13 protein-coding genes and 1 pseudogene are annotated in these 17,337 nt (G+C 69.4%); 4 read left to right on the top strand and 10 right to left on the bottom strand.

Translation table 11 applies throughout. The annotated features are described in order from the left end of the window. The first annotated feature begins 1,193 nt into the window (after nucleotides 1-1,193). Complete coding sequence (locus tag IZR01_RS30330; protein WP_194897626.1) at nucleotides 1,194-2,621, top strand: MFS transporter; 1,428 nt, start codon at nucleotides 1,194-1,196, stop codon at nucleotides 2,619-2,621. Between the two features lie 259 nt (nucleotides 2,622-2,880). Here the strand turns inward: IZR01_RS30330 and IZR01_RS30325 are convergent, their stop codons facing one another. The 10 genes from IZR01_RS30325 to IZR01_RS30280 all read right to left on the bottom strand — a co-directional run bounded on the left by IZR01_RS30325 (nucleotide 2,881) and on the right by IZR01_RS30280 (nucleotide 14,587). Beyond that, nucleotides 2,881-3,330 carry a MarR family winged helix-turn-helix transcriptional regulator gene (locus IZR01_RS30325; protein WP_194897627.1) on the bottom strand — a complete coding sequence of 150 codons (450 nt, stop codon included), beginning with the start codon at nucleotides 3,328-3,330 and terminating at the stop codon, nucleotides 2,881-2,883. 67 nt (nucleotides 3,331-3,397) lie between these two features. Further along, the gene (locus IZR01_RS30320) at nucleotides 3,398-3,841 is read right to left on the bottom strand and encodes a universal stress protein (protein WP_194897628.1); all 444 of its coding nucleotides are present in this window, start codon (nucleotides 3,839-3,841) and stop codon (nucleotides 3,398-3,400) included. A 73-nt stretch (nucleotides 3,842-3,914) separates the two neighbouring features. Then, a complete protein-coding gene (locus IZR01_RS30315; protein WP_194925872.1) occupies nucleotides 3,915-4,628 on the bottom strand; it encodes a TetR/AcrR family transcriptional regulator in 714 nt (237 codons plus the stop codon). Nucleotides 4,629-4,639: 11 nt separating this feature from the next. Then, nucleotides 4,640-5,596, bottom strand: a complete 957-nt coding sequence (locus IZR01_RS30310; RefSeq protein WP_228560545.1) for an aldo/keto reductase — start codon at nucleotides 5,594-5,596, stop codon at nucleotides 4,640-4,642. 86 nt (nucleotides 5,597-5,682) lie between these two features. Further along, nucleotides 5,683-6,159 carry a hypothetical protein gene (locus IZR01_RS30305; protein ID WP_194925871.1) on the bottom strand — a complete coding sequence of 159 codons (477 nt, stop codon included), beginning with the start codon at nucleotides 6,157-6,159 and terminating at the stop codon, nucleotides 5,683-5,685. A gap of 65 nt (nucleotides 6,160-6,224) precedes the next feature. After that, a complete protein-coding gene (locus IZR01_RS30300) occupies nucleotides 6,225-7,079 on the bottom strand; it encodes an LLM class F420-dependent oxidoreductase (RefSeq protein ID WP_194925870.1) in 855 nt (284 codons plus the stop codon). A gap of 193 nt (nucleotides 7,080-7,272) precedes the next feature. Beyond that, the gene (locus tag IZR01_RS30295) at nucleotides 7,273-9,867 is read right to left on the bottom strand and encodes a glutaminase domain-containing protein (protein ID WP_228560544.1); all 2,595 of its coding nucleotides are present in this window, start codon (nucleotides 9,865-9,867) and stop codon (nucleotides 7,273-7,275) included. A gap of 228 nt (nucleotides 9,868-10,095) precedes the next feature. After that, nucleotides 10,096-12,282, bottom strand: a complete 2,187-nt coding sequence (locus IZR01_RS30290; protein ID WP_194925869.1) for a DUF8814 domain-containing protein — start codon at nucleotides 12,280-12,282, stop codon at nucleotides 10,096-10,098. A gap of 59 nt (nucleotides 12,283-12,341) precedes the next feature. Beyond that, nucleotides 12,342-14,135 (bottom strand): peptidoglycan amidohydrolase family protein, encoded by a 1,794-nt coding sequence (locus tag IZR01_RS30285; RefSeq protein ID WP_194897633.1) that lies wholly within the window; start codon nucleotides 14,133-14,135, stop codon nucleotides 12,342-12,344. Nucleotides 14,136-14,359: 224 nt separating this feature from the next. Next, on the bottom strand, nucleotides 14,360-14,587 hold the full coding sequence (locus tag IZR01_RS30280) for a hypothetical protein (RefSeq protein ID WP_194897634.1): 228 nt from the start codon (nucleotides 14,585-14,587) through the stop codon (nucleotides 14,360-14,362). Nucleotides 14,588-14,721: 134 nt separating this feature from the next. Here IZR01_RS30280 and IZR01_RS30275 point away from each other — a divergent pair, with 134 nt between their 5' ends. The 3 genes and pseudogenes from IZR01_RS30275 to IZR01_RS30265 form a co-directional block, all read left to right on the top strand. Next, nucleotides 14,722-15,771: a helix-turn-helix transcriptional regulator gene (locus IZR01_RS30275; protein WP_194925868.1), complete on the top strand. Its 1,050-nt coding sequence runs from the start codon at nucleotides 14,722-14,724 to the stop codon at nucleotides 15,769-15,771. Between the two features lie 41 nt (nucleotides 15,772-15,812). Then, the gene (locus IZR01_RS30270) at nucleotides 15,813-16,349 is read left to right on the top strand and encodes an LOG family protein (protein WP_194900093.1); all 537 of its coding nucleotides are present in this window, start codon (nucleotides 15,813-15,815) and stop codon (nucleotides 16,347-16,349) included. Between the two features lie 96 nt (nucleotides 16,350-16,445). Then, nucleotides 16,446-17,337: pseudogene (locus IZR01_RS30265) on the top strand (hypothetical protein); the annotation flags it as partial.

Here is a 17,337-nt window from a genome sequence, read left to right as displayed (position 1 = left end):
CAAGGGGTACAGCGCCGGTGTCCGGGAGTAAAGTCCGCGCGCTTGCGGTCGGGCCTGCAAGCTGCGGTTTGTATAGCGCGAACTTGACTCCCGGCCACCGGCGCTGTAGGCAAAGCCCTGCCGACGCGACCGAGGGGAACGAACCGAAAACCGACCGGAAGAATAGCAATCACAGGGTCCGTAGACGCGGGTTGGGCGGTGTCGCTGCCGGTAAGGGCGTTGGCTGCGGGCCGGTGGTCAGTTGGTCGACGGCGTGCCCGGGTGCGGTATGCGGCAACGGACCGGCTGCGCTCGCAGCAGTCTGCCGCCGACTGCCGACATCCCCCAGCGCGCACCTTGCTATCCGCCAGCATCGGCCTTGGCGGCCAGGCGAGCCCGCACCCGCACCGCACCCGCCAGCCTAGAATGCGCACTCTGGGACTGCCGCGCTGCCACGCGCTGGACCGGCGGCCGAACTCGCCGAGTCGCCGGTACCGCACCACCGGTTTTGTACTTCTCCGGTCGGTTTTCGGTTCGTTCCCCTCGGTCGCGTCGGCAGGGCTTTGCCTACAGTGCCGGTTCTCGGGAGTCAAGTTCGCGCTGTACGCGGCCGTCACCTGCACGCCTGACCGCAGCGCGCGGACTTTACTCCCGGGGTTCGGCGCTGTACCCCTTGGGGCTGACGACGCGAGCGAGGGGAACGAACCGCAACCACCCCACAAACCGCCGCCGCTGAGACTAGCCGGACCACCCTATGGAACCGCGCCAGTTCCCCGAGGGAGCCGAGAGCCCCCGCCGGAGGCGCCGGCTCTTCACCAGGGCTTTTGACCTTGACCTTGACTGTGCCGTTGATCTTGCCTGTGCTCGTGCTCTGACTTGCCGGAGTTGAAGAGGCCTGAGGTGCGGCGGGGTTGTGAACGCGCAAACCGGCGGCCGACGAACATGCTCGCCGACCCGAACCCCGAACCGGCACAACCATGACCGAAGGCCGTAAAAATCGCCTTTCAACCCACACGCCAACCGCACCCCGCCCGCAAACTCCAGCAATCCCAGCAACCCCGCATGCCGCCCGGCAGCGACCTGAAGTTCCAGACCTGAAGCTCCAGACCTGGACCCCCAAACCTGATGCCCCACCTGCGAGATTCCAAGATGCGCAGGCTCCCTGCTATTATTGACAGGTAGCCTGCGCATCTGTCCCGCAGTGAGGAGTAACCATGTCCGTCACTGACGACCTCCGTCCGAGCCAGGACGCCGCACCAGGCGTCCCGCGCGACCCATACGCCCCGCGCTTCGTCGCGCCGCTGTACCTCGGCTCCGCGCTCAACCCCGTCAACAGCTCGATCATCGCGACCGCCCTGGTCGCTCTGGCCGCCGCGCTGCACATCGGTGTCGGCTCGACCGCGATCCTGATCTCCAGCCTCTATCTCACCAGCGCGCTGGCTCAGCCTGCGGCCGGTCGGCTCGCCGAGGAGTTCGGTCCGCGCCGCGTGTTCCTCGGCGGCATCGCGCTGGTCCTGGTCGCGGGCGTCGTTGGCCTGCTGGCCACCTCGCTGGCGGGACTGATCGTCGCCCGGGTCCTGATCGGCGCCGGTACGTCGGCTGGTTACCCGTCCGCGATGTTGCTGATCCGGCGCCGTGCGCATGAAGCGGGGCTCCAGTCGCCGCCGCTGGGGGTGTTGGGCGGCCTGGCTGTCGCCGGTGCCGCGACCGTTGCGGTCGGTCCGGCGATCGGCGGGTTGTTGGTCGGCTGGTTCGGCTGGCGCACCGCGTTCTGGATCAACATCCCCTTCGCGGCCGTCGCGCTCGTGCTGACGCTCGTCGGCATCCCGTCCGACCCCGCCCGGGCGCGCATCGGCTCGCTCCGCGCGCTGGCCGCCCGCATCGACCTGGTGGGCATGCTCGGGTTCGGCGGGTCGCTCACCGCGCTCGTCGTGTTCCTCAATACCCTGCCACGCCTGGGTTGGCCGGCCCTTGCGATATCCGTCGTCCTGGCCGTGGCCCTGGTCGCCTGGGAACTCCGTGTCGCGCAGCCGTTCCTCGACGTCCGCCTACTGGCGTCCAACAAAGCCCTGACTCGCACCTACATACGCAATGGCCTGACACTCCTGGGCACCTATGTGATCCTCTACGGACTCACCCAGTGGCTCGAAGCCGCACGCGGCCTGTCCGCCTACCAATCGGGCCTGGCGCTCCTGCCGATGGGTGCCCTCAGCGCGATCACGGCCCGCGTCATCGCCCGCCGCTCCAAGGTCCGCGTCCCGCTGCTCGCCAGCGCGGTCCTGCTCGTCGTCGGCGCCGTCGCAATGCTCTTCATCGGGACGTCCACCCCGATGCCCGTGGTGCTGGCCGTGAGCGCGGTGTTCGGCCTCACCTCCGGCGCCGGCACGGTCGCCAACCAGACCGTCCTGTACCGCGAAGCTCCCGCAGCAACCGTGGGCACCGCCTCCGGCCTGCTACGCACCTTCGGCTACCTGGGCTCCATCGCCTCCGCGGCCATCACCGGCGTCGCCTTCCACACCCACGTCGCCGACCCGGGCCTGCACCACATCGCGTGGATCCTGGTCCTGATCGCCGCGATCGTCCTGGCGATGACGGCGCTGGACCGGCAACTGGCGCGCTCCGATCGCTCGCAGGAGCCGTGAGCCCGCCTGGCCGGCGCCCTAGCCGATCCGCTGCTCGGCAGTGCTGAGCCAGTGGTCGACGTCGCCGGGCGCGAAGTGGCGGATCGCCCGATCGACCATACGCAGGCTCGCCGAAGCGGTGGTCGCCGCGCCCGGCGCCGTCGTCGAGGATGTGGAGCGGGTAAGCCGGAACGTCGTCGAAACCGGACAGCGCTTCCGCCTGAATCCGGTGCACCGCAGGGATTTGCTCGAAGGTCTTGACGTGCCGCCTAAGTCCCGCCTAAGCCTCAGCGTCCGCCAGCCGGTCCATGATTGCCGCCGCCCGATCCAGCACCCTGCGTTCCTCGGCCGTCAGCGTCCCCGAGATCGCCTTCGACAGCCACGCCTCGCGGGTCGCTTCGCTGCGCTCCACCACCGCGCGGCCGGCTTCGGTGGCGCTGACCAGTACCTTGCGGCCGTCGCTGGGGTCCCGGCCGTCGGTGATGAGGCCGGCGGTGCGCAGGCCGGTCAGGGTCTCGGCCATCGACTGGCGGCGGACGTGCTCGGCGTGCGCCAGTTCCGTCGCGGTGGCCTGGCCCTGCTCCACGATGCGGTGCAGGACGGTCAGGTGCGACCAGGTCACCGGGAGGTCGCCGATCGGGGCCTCGAAGCGCAGGCGGGCCCGCAGGCGCGTCATGGCCCGCATCAGTCCGAGGGCGGTGCCCTCGGGCGGAGGCGGTTCGCTGTTCATCGGGCCAGTTTACGTGGGGCGAGGGTGCCCGGTCTGGTTGGTAGGCCGGTCAGCCCAACCGGTCCGGTTACGGAACCACCGTCACCGGCCACTTGCCCGCCTTCACCAAGCGGATCGCCACCGAGCCGACGATGCGGTGCCCGGCCTTCTGCGAGGCCCCGATCACCACCGCGTCCGCCCGCAGCTTGGTGGCGAACTCGCACAGCGAGTGGAACGGGTCGCCCTCGCCGGTGTAGAACTCCCAGCGGGCGCGGTGGCCCTCCGGCAGCCGCGCGGCCGCGTCTTCCATCTGCTGGCGCAGGTCCTCGGCGGTGGTGCGGCCGGCGGCGATCATCTCGGAGGCGGCCGAGGGGGAGACGCTGGCCGGATAGGGCTGGATGTAGACGAGCGCCAGCTTGGAACCCTGGCGCCGGGCCAGGCCGGCGGCGTAGGCGGCGGCGCGGACGGAGCTCTCGGTACCGTCGATGCCGGCCATGATCACGAGCGGCCCGTCCGTACCCAGTTCGAACATTCTGCGGCTCCCGGCGTGTGGAGGACGTGTGGGCGTTCCCCTCTAGAGCATACGGATCGAACGGCCGCTTTGGTCAGGCGGGAGCTGCCCCGCTCCGGCCGCGGATCCCGTTCAGCGCCATGTCGATCGCCTCCTTCACGAACCGGTCGTTCACCGTCCCGTGCCCGTGCAACAGCCGGTGGTAGATCGGCCCGTAGATCAGATCGAGCGCTACCTCGATCCGGGTGTCGGCGGGGATCTCGCCACGCTCTGCGGCGCGTTGCAACGCCGCCCGCGCCGACTCCCGACGCGGCTCGACGAACCGCCGCCGGTATTCGGTGGCGAACGCCGGATCGGCCTGGGCCGCCGCGATCAGCTGCGCGATGACCGCGCCGTATGGCCGCGAGCTGACCAGCCGGGCCCACGGCCGGATCAACGACACCAGATCGCCGCGCAGCGAACCGGTGTCCCGGACCGCGGGCTGCACCGCGTTCCACTCGCTGAACAGCGCGTCCAGCGCCAGACTCTCCTTGGTCGGCCACCACCGGTAGATGGTGGCCTTACTGACGCCGGCCCGTTCGGCGACCGTGTCCATGCTCACCGCCGACAGGCCGCGGTTCAGCAGCAGCTCTGAGGCGGCGGCCAGGATCGCCTGGTGCGCCCGGTGGCTGCGCGGCCGGCCCCGCTGCGGGGCGTCGGCTGGAGTGTCGGCCGGAACGATGGCCCGAACGGTGGCTGGGGCGTCGGCCGGAACAACGGCTGGAGTGTCGGCCGGGGCAGTGGCCGTCTCGGCGGCCAGTTCACCCATAGCGTCCACGCCTAGTCGGCGGCGATCTCGGCCAGGTCCGCCTCGGTCAGCTCCAGATGGACCGCGTCGATGATCGGGTCGACCTGGTCAGCCCGCCGGAAGCCGGCGATCGCGCCGCTGACCGCGGGGTTGCGCAGGGTCCACGCCACCGCGACCGCCCCGGCCGACATGCCATGCCGCTCCCCGACCGCGCGCAACCGCTCGGCCAGTGCGAGGTTCCGGGTCAGCTGCGGCTCGGTGAACCAGTCGTCGCTCTTGCGCCAGTCGTTGTCCGGCATCGCCTCGATCCGCTCCCGGGTCATGGCGCCGGTCAGCAGCCCCGAACCCATGGGGGAGTAGACGATGACGCCGATCCCGTCCTGCTTCGCCGCCGGCAGGATCTCTGCCTCGACCTCGCGTTCGAGCAGCGAGTACGGCGGCTGGAGCGTCTCCACCGGCGCGATCGCCTGCAACCGCCGGATCTGCTCCAAAGTGAAGTTCGAGACCCCGATGTGCCGGACCAGACCCTGCTCCTTCAACTCGACCATCGCGGCCCAGCCCTCTTCGATGTCGGGCTCGGGGTTCGGCCAGTGGATCTGGTACAGGTCGATGGCCTCGCCGCCGAGCCGCTTCAGGCTGGCCTCGGCTTCGCGCAGGATCGAGTCGTGCTTGAGGCTGTGCCGGACGTGGCCGGTGCCGTCGTCCAGCAGGGAGTTCTTGGTGAAGACGAACGGACGCTCGTGCAGGCCCTGCAACGCGCGCCCGACCACCGTCTCGGAGTGCCCGAAGCCGTACGCGGCGGCGGTGTCGATCCAGTTCACGCCGAGTTCCAACGCCCGGTGGATCGCCCCGATCGAAGCGTGGTCCTGCTGCGGTCCCCAGCCGAACTCCCAGTCACCGCCGCCGATCGCCCACGCGCCGAAGCCGACGCGGGTGATGGCCAGTCCGGTGCCGCCGAGCGGGACGGTGGGCAGCTGTGTGGTTCCCATGGGTCCTCCGTCTTGCTGGAAGTTCTCTTCATGGAAACGATACGCCCAGTTTCGTTTATGGCGCTATTGCTCAGCCCGGCAGGGCGTCACAACGGGTGCACCGGCCCGGTGGTCGACGGGATCAGCACGTTCCGTCCGCCGCAGGTCAGCATGACGCCCTCGGTGGTGACGCCACTCCGGTCACAAGTCACGGACTGCACCTGGCCCGCCTTGCCGGGTTCCATGGAGCTCTGGCTCAGCTCGTCCACCTGGCACGTCGCCCCGCCGGACTTGATCTGGAAGACGTAGGTCCGCCCGGCGTCCACACCCCGCTGGTCGACCTGCACGGCCGCCGGCGAACATGTGCGCGCCGCCGTCTGGAAGCAGGTCAGCGCACCGGGATCGGCGGCGGTGACCGACGTGTCGGAGGTGACCGCGCGCGTGATGGCCGATCCGCAACTCGCCTTGGGCAGCGCCGTCTGGGCGTTGTGGCCGCCCAACTGGGTGGCCGCGACAGCGCTGCCGGCGGCCAGGACGACGACAGCGGCACCGCCGCCGATGATGACTACTCGAGTTCTCTTCATTCCGGTCACCTTTCTCGCTTGTACCGTCATTGATTTGGACGGAGCGAGTCCGGGCCCGGTTCCATCTATGCCGAAGTCGCCCCGATTTCCCGTGGGGCGTTCGCCCGCACGAATTCCTCGAACTCGCCCCAGCCCAGCACCCGGTCCCGGGAGCCGGGCTGCATGACCGCGAGCCGGTGGACCCCCAGCTGGGCGTAGTCGGCGACCACCTCCGGCGTCAGGGTCTCGTTCGGCGTGACGGTGATCGTCAGCTCACTGAGATCGCGGCCCGCGGCCTCGGCGGCCGTCCGCAGCACGCTGATATATGTCTTGACGGCTGCCCGATCCAGCGCGAAGCCGTACCACCCGGAGCCGTACCGCACGGTCCGCCGGAACGCCGCCTCCGTGTGGCCGCCGACCACCAGCGGCACGCGCGGCTGAACCGGTCGCGGGTAGGCGTCGACCTGCGAGAACGAGACGTGCCGTCCGTCCATCGCCGGCGCCTTGTCGTACCACAGCGCCTGCATCGCCTCGATGAACTCATCCGACCGGGCGCCCCGGCCGCGCGGCGAGACGCCCATCGCCTCCATCTCAGGCTCCAAATACCCCACGCCGAGGCCGAGGACGGCCCGGCCGTCGCTGACCACGTCGAGCGAGGCCACCGCCTTGGCCAGCCGCACCGGATTGTGCTGCGGCAGGATCAGCACCCCGGTCCCCAGCCGCACCCGGCGCGTCACCCCCGCCACCAGCGCCAGCGCGATCAGCGGGTCGAGGATCGGATGGTCCGGATCCAGCGGCGAGGGCGAGCGCCGCGGGCTCGGCAGCACCGTGTGCTCCGGCGCCCAGACTGACTCATAGCCCAGTTCCTCGGCCAGCTTCCCGACGTTCCGCAGGCCAGAGGCCGTCGCGCACGGCCCCATCCCGATTCCGAAAACCCCCACCACAGGTGTCATATCGATCACAGTCCGACGCTATGAGTCCGCCGGAACGGCGACAAGCGAGCGTTCGGCATGAGGCTCATGCCACCCGCGCATGCCACCCACGCATGCCACCCACACGACAGCGGGTCCCCCGCGGCGCGAACGCCACAGGGGACCCGGGTGCGAGCGGCTATACCAGTCGGTATAGCAGCGGCTACACCAACCGCCACAAGTGATCCGTGGTCCCATTGTCATTCCACTGCGTCACCTGCGCGCCGTCGGCGGTGGAGGCCCCGCTGACCGCCATCAGCAACCCGCTGTGCACATTGAAGATCTTCGACCAGCCGTTCCCGGCGTCGGAGATCCGCCACAGGTGGTCCGGCGTCCCGTTGTCCATGTACTGCTGCACGAACGCCCCCGCCGAGGTGTCCTGGTTGTGCACGGCGAGCACCTTGCCGCTGTTCCGGTTCACGATCCGCACCGTCCCGTCCGGGTTCGGCACGACGGCCCACAGATGGTCGGGGGTCCCGTTGTCAGTCCACTGCGTCACGTTCGTGACGTCGGCCAGTGACATCCCCGAGACCGCCAGCACCTTGCCGGAGTTCTGGTTCTGGATCTTGTACCACCGGGTGCGGTCGGCGGTGACGGTCAGCGCCGGGGCGAACATCGCGCCGACCACCGGCCGGTTCTGGAAGCCCTGCTGCGCGGCCGAGGTGACGTCGTACCAGTCGGAGAACGGCACCCGGTTGCCGGTGCTGTTCGCGAACCCGTACACCCCCTGGATCAGGGTGTCGCGGACCGGCTGGTCGGACAGGAACGCCGCGGTGAAGATCTCCCAGTCGGCCTTGGTGTAGTTGTGCCGCGGGTCCAGGATCACGCCGTAGGTGCCGGCGTTGGACTGGTACCAGCCGGCCTCCTGAGTCTTGATCCCGGTCGGCACCAGGTTCAGCCCGAGCAGCTTGTCCGGGAACCCGTTGTACTTCAGCGACCAGGTGGTCGGCGAGCCGTAGGCCAGGTCCAGGTACGTCCCCGACGGGTCCTCGCCCTTGGTCACCCACTGGCTGATGTAGCTGCGCGCGGTGGAGTAGTACGAGGCCTGATCCGCCGCGTACGCCGACCCGGCGATCGAGGAGATGACGCTCATCGCCCCGATCGCCACCTGGCCCTTGAGCGCCAGGTTCGCCGAGTGCGCGATCGGGCCGGTGAAATCGTCGGTCTGGTTCTGGTTCGCCGGGTCCAGCGCGTTGAGGACCAGATAATCAGCCCACTGCTTCAGGATCGTGTAGTGCTGCTGCGCGAACGCCGTCGCCGAGGCCGCCGGTATGCGTTGCAGCAGCGCCGCGATCATGATCAGCATGTTGGCCGATTCCTCGACCGGCATGTCCTCCTCGTTGCCGTCGTTGTGCCCGGCGGCGTTCGGATAGCTGCTGCCCAGGTCGTGCACCGCAAACGTTTTCGGCCATTGCCCGCTCTCGCTGTAGTCCAGGATCGGCTCCAGCAGAAGCTGTAGGTAGGACGGATCCAGGAACAGCAGCCCGGGGAACGCCGGGTAGATCACGTCGACCGTGGAGACGTTGCCGTCGGAGGAGATCTCCTTCAGGAACGCCCACGGCGACCCGTTCCTGCTGACCAACTCGGTCCCGCCGATGACCTGCCGCGCGGCCAGCGCGCACAACGCCGCGTAGTCGGCACCGACCGACCCGCCGCCCACGGCCGCCGAAGCGGTGGACTCGATCTGCGCTTCCAGCGACTGGGCCGAGGCCAGCGCCGCGGGATAGTCGGCCAGGAACCAGTCGACCATCGCCTCCCAGCTGCCCCAGTACGTCGACCACCACGGCGGCAGATCAGCACCCAGATACGTGAGCGCCGGCGTGCGGACGTGCCCGACCGCCGCCACGAACACCGCCGAGGGACTGGCCGACGTCACCGTCCCCAGATTCCGGTTCAACCCGGCCACCGGCCAGTTGTCGTTGATGGCCCGCGGCTGGTTCTGGTCCACGGTGTCCGGCAGCGTCCCCTGCGACACCGAGGCGCCGCGCACCACGATGTCCTGGCCCAGCTGCCATGTCAGGCCGCCGGCGGCCGACGACGCCAGCACCGAGGTGCCCCACGAGGCCTGGTCGCCGTGCTCGCCGAACACCGTCGGCGTGTTCGGCGTGAAGCCCATGATGACGCTGCCCGCGCCGGTCTGCTGCTGGGCCCAGGTGACCTGCTGCGTCACATCGCCGTGCGCCCACTCCGCCGACACGTCCAGGTGCACATCGACGGTGTGCGAACCGCCGTCGGCGCTCGCTGCCCGCACCGTCACGTAGGACAACGGCACGCTCTGCCGCTGCAAGTCCGTCGGCTCGACCGGGGAGAAGAAGGTCACGGTCAGCGTCACCCCGGCGGCGGTGAAGGTGAAGATCGAGCGGGTCGCCGTCAGCTGCACCGAGGTCTGGGTCATGCTGTTCGGCACCACGCTGGACGCCGGCGCGCCGGCGAACAGGTAGGCCGTGCCGTCGATACGCGCGATCCCGCACAGCGCCGTTGTGTGGCCGTTCCAGAACGACGACCAGGTCCCGACCAGGGAGTCCCCGGCCAGCCAGGTACTCAGATACGGCGAGCGCACGGCCAGCGGCGTGGCCGGCGGCCGCAGCGGGGTGAACGAGATGTCCGCGCGGGCCTGTGCGGTGCGGGGCGCAGCCGCCGTCGCAGCCGCCGCCTTCGCCGCCGCCATCGCCGTCGCAGCAGGCTGAGTCGCTGCCATAGCCTGGGCCGTGCCGTCGACGACCCCGCCGAACGCCCCGCCCACGGCGAGCGCCGCCAAGCTGGTGTTTCGCAGCAGTCCGCGGCGGCCGAGGACGGGGCCGCTCGGTTCGGGGGTGGAGCCTGGGGCAGGAGTTGGCTCGAGAGCCGGGTTGGACACAGTGCTGTCCCTTCAGGTGAGGGCTGGCCCGGGGGTCAGGGTCGGGGGGAAGGGTTCCCCCTGCCGGTCGCGCGGACCGGAGGGGGAACCCGGGATTTGGCTGTGCTGCTCAGATCTCGGCCGCGCTGCTCAGATCACGGAGCCGGCGGGCGTGCCGTAGCCGATGGACAGGCTCTGGGTACGCCACGGGCTTCCGATGGCCGACAGGTAGGTCTCCTGCAATTGGTTGCTCCCGGCATCCAATGAGTAAACGCTCGCGTAGGTCATCGCCTGGTTGGCGTCGGGGTGAACGAGGGCGTCGATGTTGCCGGCCGGGTTCGGCGTGCCGTACTTGGCCGACAGGTCCTGGCTGGTCCACGAGGCGCCGAGCTGCGAAATGTAGCTCTCCTCCAAGTGGCCGGTGCCAGCGTCGACAGTGTAAACGCTCGTGTATCCGTTGTGGTACAGGGCGACCGGAGCGGTGTTGAGGCTCGCGGCCGGCGTCCCGGACTGGGGCACCAGATCCTTGGAGTACCAGGGCTGACCGATGGCCGACAGGTACGTCTCCTGCAAGTGGCCGTTCGAGTTGATGGTGTAGACGCTGGTCCAGCCCTGGTGCACCGCGACGGTCGGGGCGACGGTGGTCGCCGGGGTGCTGTACTTGGCGGAGAGGTCCTGGGTGGCCCAGTTCTGGCCGAGTGCGGGGATGTAGCTTTCGCGGACGTGGCCGGTTCCGGCGTCGACGGTGTAGACGCTGGTGTAGCCGCCGTGCATGATCGAGACCGGCTTGATGTTGGCCGAGGCCGGGGCGCCCTCAGCGGCGGCGAGGTCCTTGGAGTACCAGGGCCCGCCGAGCTTGGGCAGGTAGGTCTCCTGAAGGTGGCCGTTGCTCTGGTCGATCGTGTACACGCTCAGCCAGTCCTGGTGCAGAACCGTCGTGGGCGTCACCGACGTCGCCGGAGCGCCGTAGTTGTTCGTCAGGTCCTGGGTGGCCCAGGGCCCGCCGAGCTTGGGCAGGTACGTCTCCTGCAAGTGGTGGTTGCTGGCGTCGACGGTGTAAATGCTCGTGTATCCGTCGTGGTAGATCGCCACCGGCTGCGTGCCCGCGAGCACTGCCGGGGTGCCGTAGTTGGTGGAGAGGTCCTGGGTGGCCCAGGAGCCGCCCATCTTCGGCAGGTACGTCTCCTGCAAGTGGCTGTTGCTGGAGTCCACCGAGTACACGCTCGTGTAGCCGTCGTGCACCAGCGTCGAACTCGCGGCGGTCTCCGCCGGGGTCTGCGCCGGCGGCGGAGGCGGCGTTCCTCCGCCGCTGGTCCACAGGTAGGTGACGGTGACATCACCGTTGTCGGTCAGGCCGATGTTGGAGAAGGTGCCATCGGCCAGGTCGATACCGGCCGGGTTCACGACCGTGGACCCGATGTCTGACTTGTCGCCGTTGTAGCCGTTGTCGTAAGCGGCCTGGGCCTCCGGCTCGCCCTGCGGGAGGCTGGTGAACTCGGCGCGCGGGTTGTCCCAGTAGTTGTCGTGGATGTTCCACGGACCGACGTCCCACACCGGCGCGGTCTCACACCGGACCGGGCCGCAGACCTGGACCGAGTACTCGCCGGACCCCTTCGGGGACAGCGCGGTCGTGGACGGCAGCGCCACGAAGTGGTCGTTCTGCTGGATCACATGGCCGTTGGCGGTGGTGCTGCCGACCAAGCCCTCGTCGGTGGCGAACACCTTGTAGGACAGTGGCGTGGCGGTGGCGTTCGGGGCGGCCGCGGCCGCGGTGACGTTCGCGTCCGCGGTCACCGCGATGCTGGTGACGCTCGGCGCCGTCCCCGAGGCGCTGCTCCACATCGTCACGCGGGTCTGCACCAGCGTCGCCGCCGCGGACAAGCGGGTGGCGCCGTTCGCCCCGGCCGGGGTCCACTCAGTCCAGGTGCCGTTCGCGGCCTGGCCCCGGACGTCGACCTCGACGCGGGAGCCGGACGGCTGCTGCACGTTGGAGACGACAGTGAGCTGGTTCGTCGCGGCGGACAGAGTGTGCGCCGGGAATGTGTCCATGGCGTAGCCACGGGAGTCCTGGGCGGCGGCCGTGTGTGCTTGGACGTCCCGGACGGCCAGCGCGTGGCCGGTCCAGGCGGTGTTCACGTCGTCGGAGTGGGCCTGGGCCAGGTTCTCCTGCCAGCTCGACGCGCCGGCAGCGCTTGTCGTGCCCGTGCCCGTCGTGCTTGTCGGGTTCGCCGTGACGGCGCCGGCCGAGCCGGCGGCCACGGTCGCCACACCGGTGGCGGCGAGCAGCACGGTGCCGAGGGCGGCCGCGGGTATTCGGAGTCTGCGATTGTTATTCATGACATCGAGTCCTTGGATACCTCTTAGTAGGGGATTACCATTTAGCTGTCGGATTACTCTCAGATGACGGATGCGGCGGGTGTTCCGTAGCCGCCCGACAGGCTCTGCGAGCGCCAGGCCTGGCCGATCGCGGCCAGGTAGGTCTCCTGGAGCTGGTTGCTGCCGGAATCGATCGAGTAGACGCTGGCGTAGACCATGTTCTGGTTCGCGTCCGGGTGCACGAGGGCGTCGATGTCGCCGGTCGGGTTCGGCGTGCCGTACTTGGCGGACAGGTCCTGGCTGGTCCATGACGCGCCGAGCCCGGTGAAGTAGCTCTCTTCGAGGTGGCCGTTGCTCGCGTTGACGGTGTACACGCTGGTGTAGCCGCCGTGGAACAGGGCGATCGGCGCGGTGGTCAGGCTGGCCGCCGGGGTGCCGGACTGGGGCACCAGGTCCTTGGAGTACCAGGGCTGACCGATCGCGGACAGGTAGGTCTCCTGCAGGTGGCCGTTGCTGTCGATCGTGTAGATGCTGGTCCAGCCCTGGTGCACCGCGACGGTCGGCGCCACGGTCGTGGCCGGCGTGCCGTACTTGGCGGAGAGGTCCTGGGTGGTCCAGTTCTGGCCGAGGGCGGCGATGTAGCTTTCGCGGACGTGGCCGGTTCCCGCGTCGATGGTGTAGACGCTGGTGTAGCCGCTGTGCATGATCGAGACCGGCTTGATGTTCGCCGAGGCCGGAGCGCCTTCAGCCGCCGCGAGGTCCTTGGAGTACCAGGGGCCGCCGAGCTTGGGCAGGTACGTCTCCTGCAGATGGCCGTTGCTTTCGTCGATCGTGTACACGCTCAGCCAGCCCTGGTGCAGGACGGTGGTCGGGGTGACCGAGGTGGTGGGCGCGCCGTAGTTGTTCGTCAGGTCCTGGGTGGCCCAGGGCCCCCCGAGCTTCGGCAGGTACGTCTCCTGCACGTGGTGGTTGCTCGCGTCGACGGTGTAAACGCTCGTGTATCCGTCGTGGTAGATCGCGACCGGCTGCGTGCCCGCGAGCACCGCCGGAGTGCCGTACCTGGTGGAGAGGTCCTGAGTGGCCCAGGAGCCGCCCATCTTGGGCAGGTAGGTCTCCTGGAGATGGCCGTTGCTGGAGTCGACCGAGTAGACGCTCGTGTAGCCGTCGTGCACCAGGGTCGAACTCGCCGCGGTCTGCGCCGGAGTCTGGGCCGGCGGGGGCGGCGGCTGAGTCGGCGGGACCAGCTTGGTGTAGTGCTGCGGGTAGAAGGTCCCGGCGTTGGGGTCGTCATAGGGGTAGGTGATGAGGCGGTAAGCGGTGCCGTAGGAGTTGCTGGGACCGTGTTGTTCGAAGCCCCAGTAGGCGGTGTGGCTGGAGTCCGACCAGTGGTCGAACATCACCACATGGCCTTGGCTGCCCGCGGACGGGTTGGTGAGGACATCGCCTTGCTGGAGGTTGTCCTTGGCGACGTCGACGAAGCCGTTGGACTCGTACATCTGGCCGGACACCAGACCACCGGGGGTGGGTGAGGTGTCGCTGATGTGGAGGGCGTAGGACACGTAGCCGGAACAGTCGGCCCGGTAGTTTCCGAAGCCGGACGTGCCGTCGCCCTGGTTGTAGACGACGCCCTGGCCGCCGTTGGCGTCGACCCACTGCATGGCGCGCGTCGCGGCCATGCAGCCGGCGATGTCGCCGTCCTCGGACGAGGTGTCGGTACAGGTGCTGGCTGCGTCCTGGGGGGACGCCGCCGTTGTCACGGAGGCGGTGCGCACGGCTGGTGCGGCGTACGCCGCACCAGTGGTCGCGACCAGCCCGAGGGCGGTCGCGCCGACGGCCAGCGCGACCCGCAAGCCGGTGTTGCGCGGGAATCTCATTAGTGTCCTCTTCCTTTCATCAATGTCTGATTCGAGGTGTTGAGCGACATTCGTTCCGTGATTCCGGGCAGGAGGGATCACCCCCCGGCCCGCATTAGGGACGGGTTATGCAGCGTGGAGCAGACTGATTCAGTGCTTTTACAGACCCCGGGTGTGAGGTCCCACCACCCACCCGACGACGGCCGGCTGCCGTCGCCTTCACCACACCCGGTCGCCCGGGCGGATCAGAAGTGCGGGGTAGCGCACTTCGGCGGGGGAGGCGTCGTGGAGCCGGGAGGCGGGCACGTGTTCCCCCAGCCGGTGTCCTCGCCGCCCCGGACGCCGGCCGCTGTGTGGGCGGCCGCCGTAGCGGTGGTGCGCGCCGCGCCATACGCGGCGGTGGAGACGGTGGTCGTCGCGATCGCGCCGGCGACGGCCAAGGTGGTCAGGGCGACGGCTTTCAGCTTGCGCATGTCTCGTCCCTTTCACGTGAATGCCAGGCACCCGTGTCAGGGTTCCTTCATACACAGTGATTCCTGGAATAGCCGGGCCGACAGGTGGCAGATGGTTCACCATGTGGCTGGGAAGAACTGGAAGGAAGACATCGATGGACGGACCGACCGGAACCGGACAGGGGGAAGACGTCTTGGCCGCCGTCTACGCCTGGGTGGTCGCCGAGCGTCGGCCGACCGAGGCCGACCTGGCGCGAATGCCGTCGGAAGTCGGCCACCCCGAAGCTGAGTGCCGGCGGGCCGTCGCGCTGTTGGAGGAACGGCACGTCCTGGTCCGGGACGGCGCCACCGTCGCCGCGGCCAGCCCCGACGTGGCGATCGCGGCCCTGGTCGGGCCGCGTGAGAGCGCGCACCGGCGGGCCGAGATGGACCTGCTGGCCGAACGCGGCAGCACCGACCGGCTCCGGGCCCGGCTCTCCGCGCTCGCGCCGGTCTACTCCGAACTGGCCCACGAAGGCGGCTCGCCCGGCGTCGACGTCATCGAGGACATGCACGCCGTCCGGGCCCTGATCAGCGATCTGACCGCGACCTGTGAGAGCGAGATCATGGCCTGCCAGCCCGGCGGCGGCCGGCCGCCCCGGGCCCTGGCCGACGCCCTCCCCCGGGACCTGGCACTGCTGCGGCGCGGCATCGTGCTGCGCAGCCTGTATCAGCACACTGCGCGGTTCCACGTCCCCACCCAGGACTACGCCGAAGCCGTCCTCGCCGAGGGCTCGCAGATCCGCACCGTCGCCGAGATCCCCGGCCAGATGATCGTCGTGGACCAGCGGACCGCGTTCCTGCCGCACGTCCGCCACGAGTTCGGGGCGATCGTCGTCCGCGAACCCTCGATCCTGGCCTACCTGTGCTCGGCCTTCGAACAGTCCTGGAACCTCGGCACCCCCTACCAGACCGGCCCGTCCGCCGCGCGGATGGCCGTCACCGAGATCAAGTCCTCGATCCTGACGCTGATGGCCAACGGCCTGAAGGACGATGTGATCGCCAAGCGCATGGGGCTGTCGGTCCGGGCCTGCCGCGGCCACATCGCCGAACTCATGGAGACCTTCGGCGCGCGCAGCCGGTTCCAGGCCGGGGTGATCGCCGCCGGGCTGGGGCTGCTGGACCCGAAAGGGGTGGGTGGGACGCCTGAGATCGGCACCGCGTGAGTCCGCCGTACCCCCGCAGGCCTCGCGGGTACGGTGATCTCATGCGTATCTGTGTCTTCCTCTCCGCCGCCGACCTCGACGAGCGCTACACCGGCCCGGCCCGCGACTTCGCCGAACGCCTCGGCAAGGGCGGCCACACCCTGGTCTGGGGCGGGTCCGACGTCGGCCTGATGAAGGTGCTCGCCGACGGTGTCCAGGACAGCGGCGGCCGCCTGGTCGGGGTCTCGGTCGGCTTCCTGTCCGACAAGGCCCGCCCGGACACCGACGAGATGGTGGTCGCCGCCGACCTCGCCGAGCGCAAGAAGCTGCTGCTGGCCAAGGCCGACGCGGTGGTGGTGATGGTCGGCGGCACCGGCACCCTGGACGAGGCCACCGAGATCCTGGAGCTGAAGAAGCACGGCCACACCGCCAAGCCGATCGTCCTGCTCAACACCGCCGGCTTCTACGACGGCCTGAAGCAGCAGTTCCGCCGCATGGAGGACGAGGGCTTCCTGCCGCTGCCGCTGGCCGATCTGGTGCACTTCGCCGACGAGCCCGCCGAGGCGCTAGCGTATCTGGACTCTGCGATACACGCATGATGCCTTGAGTCCCGTCCGTGATGCCTGCGGGCGGGTTCTTTCGCCAGATACCGCACTACTGGTCGTGATCAAGGCGGATTGCTACGTTGCGCCTCGATGACCGCTACAACTTCGATACTGTGCGCCCTGCTCGGCTCCTTGCCGGTGACGGCGTTGCCCTCCGGCGCGGACTGCTTCCAACCGCGCCTGGAGATATCGGTGACGGTGAACGGCCGTCCCGCGGTCCCCGATCCGCTGATCAGGACCGGTGGCCCGGTCCATATCTCTTACCGGCTGACCAACCCCGGCGACTGGGACATCGGTGACATCCGGCTGACCGCGCCCCAGGGCACGATCGTCTGCCCCTCGGGCGGCGCCGAGGTCCCGGTGCTGAAAGCGCACAGAAGCGTGACGTGCGTGGCGGTGGTCGACAGCGCCGCCGCCGGGACGCAGGACGGGACGGCCACGGCCACCGGGCAGGTCCGGTGGTGGTGGCATGACGACGACCACAATGACTGGCGCCAGTCGGTGACGGCTTCGGCGCCGGTCGGGTATCGCGGGGTCGGCGGACTGATCACGGGTACTGATTCGGTGTCGGTCACGCCGACCGCGAGCGGTGGCCGGGCCACTTTCGCCTACACGGTCACCGATGTGGGGAACCTGCCGGTCTACGACTTCTCGCTCAGCGACCCGCTCGTCCCCACCGCGAACATCAGCTGCACCGGATTGCAGTCCGCCGCCGGCAGCAGCGCGAGCGGCGGTATCTCTGGCGAGTTGGCGCCAGGCGCGGTCGCTCATTGCGACGCCACGGCTGATCTGGCTCCCGGCGCTTATCACAGCACTCTGTCTGTCACCGCTGATGACCGCACCTCGACCGCCGGCCAAGACGGCGGCACCATCGCGCCGCCGACGCTTTCCGCTTCTGCGGCAGCCGGATTCAGCGTGGTCGCCCTACCGCCGCCACCGCCTAAGCCGACTCCCACGCCGACCCCGACCCCGACTCCTACGC

This window comes from Catenulispora pinisilvae, assembly GCF_015356865.1.
Classification (GTDB): Bacteria; Actinomycetota; Actinomycetes; order Streptomycetales; family Catenulisporaceae; genus Catenulispora; species Catenulispora pinisilvae.
The sequence above is the reverse complement of the archived record's forward strand: the minus strand, read 5'-3'. Positions and strand labels throughout refer to the sequence as shown.

Excerpts from the sequence above, each read along its gene's own strand:
- IZR01_RS30330 (WP_194897626.1), top strand. The coding sequence starts at position 1,194 with ATGTCCGTCACTGACGACCTCCGTCCGAGCCAGGACGCCGCACCAGGC.
- IZR01_RS30325 (WP_194897627.1), bottom strand. The coding sequence starts at position 3,330 with ATGAACAGCGAACCGCCTCCGCCCGAGGGCACCGCCCTCGGACTGATG.
- IZR01_RS30320 (WP_194897628.1), bottom strand. The coding sequence starts at position 3,841 with ATGTTCGAACTGGGTACGGACGGGCCGCTCGTGATCATGGCCGGCATC.
- IZR01_RS30315 (WP_194925872.1), bottom strand. The coding sequence starts at position 4,628 with ATGGGTGAACTGGCCGCCGAGACGGCCACTGCCCCGGCCGACACTCCA.
- IZR01_RS30310 (WP_228560545.1), bottom strand. The coding sequence starts at position 5,596 with ATGGGAACCACACAGCTGCCCACCGTCCCGCTCGGCGGCACCGGACTG.
- IZR01_RS30305 (WP_194925871.1), bottom strand. The coding sequence starts at position 6,159 with ATGAAGAGAACTCGAGTAGTCATCATCGGCGGCGGTGCCGCTGTCGTC.
- IZR01_RS30290 (WP_194925869.1), bottom strand. The coding sequence starts at position 12,282 with ATGAATAACAATCGCAGACTCCGAATACCCGCGGCCGCCCTCGGCACC.
- IZR01_RS30285 (WP_194897633.1), bottom strand. The coding sequence starts at position 14,135 with ATGAGATTCCCGCGCAACACCGGCTTGCGGGTCGCGCTGGCCGTCGGC.
- IZR01_RS30280 (WP_194897634.1), bottom strand. The coding sequence starts at position 14,587 with ATGCGCAAGCTGAAAGCCGTCGCCCTGACCACCTTGGCCGTCGCCGGC.
- IZR01_RS30275 (WP_194925868.1), top strand. The coding sequence starts at position 14,722 with ATGGACGGACCGACCGGAACCGGACAGGGGGAAGACGTCTTGGCCGCC.
- IZR01_RS30270 (WP_194900093.1), top strand. The coding sequence starts at position 15,813 with ATGCGTATCTGTGTCTTCCTCTCCGCCGCCGACCTCGACGAGCGCTAC.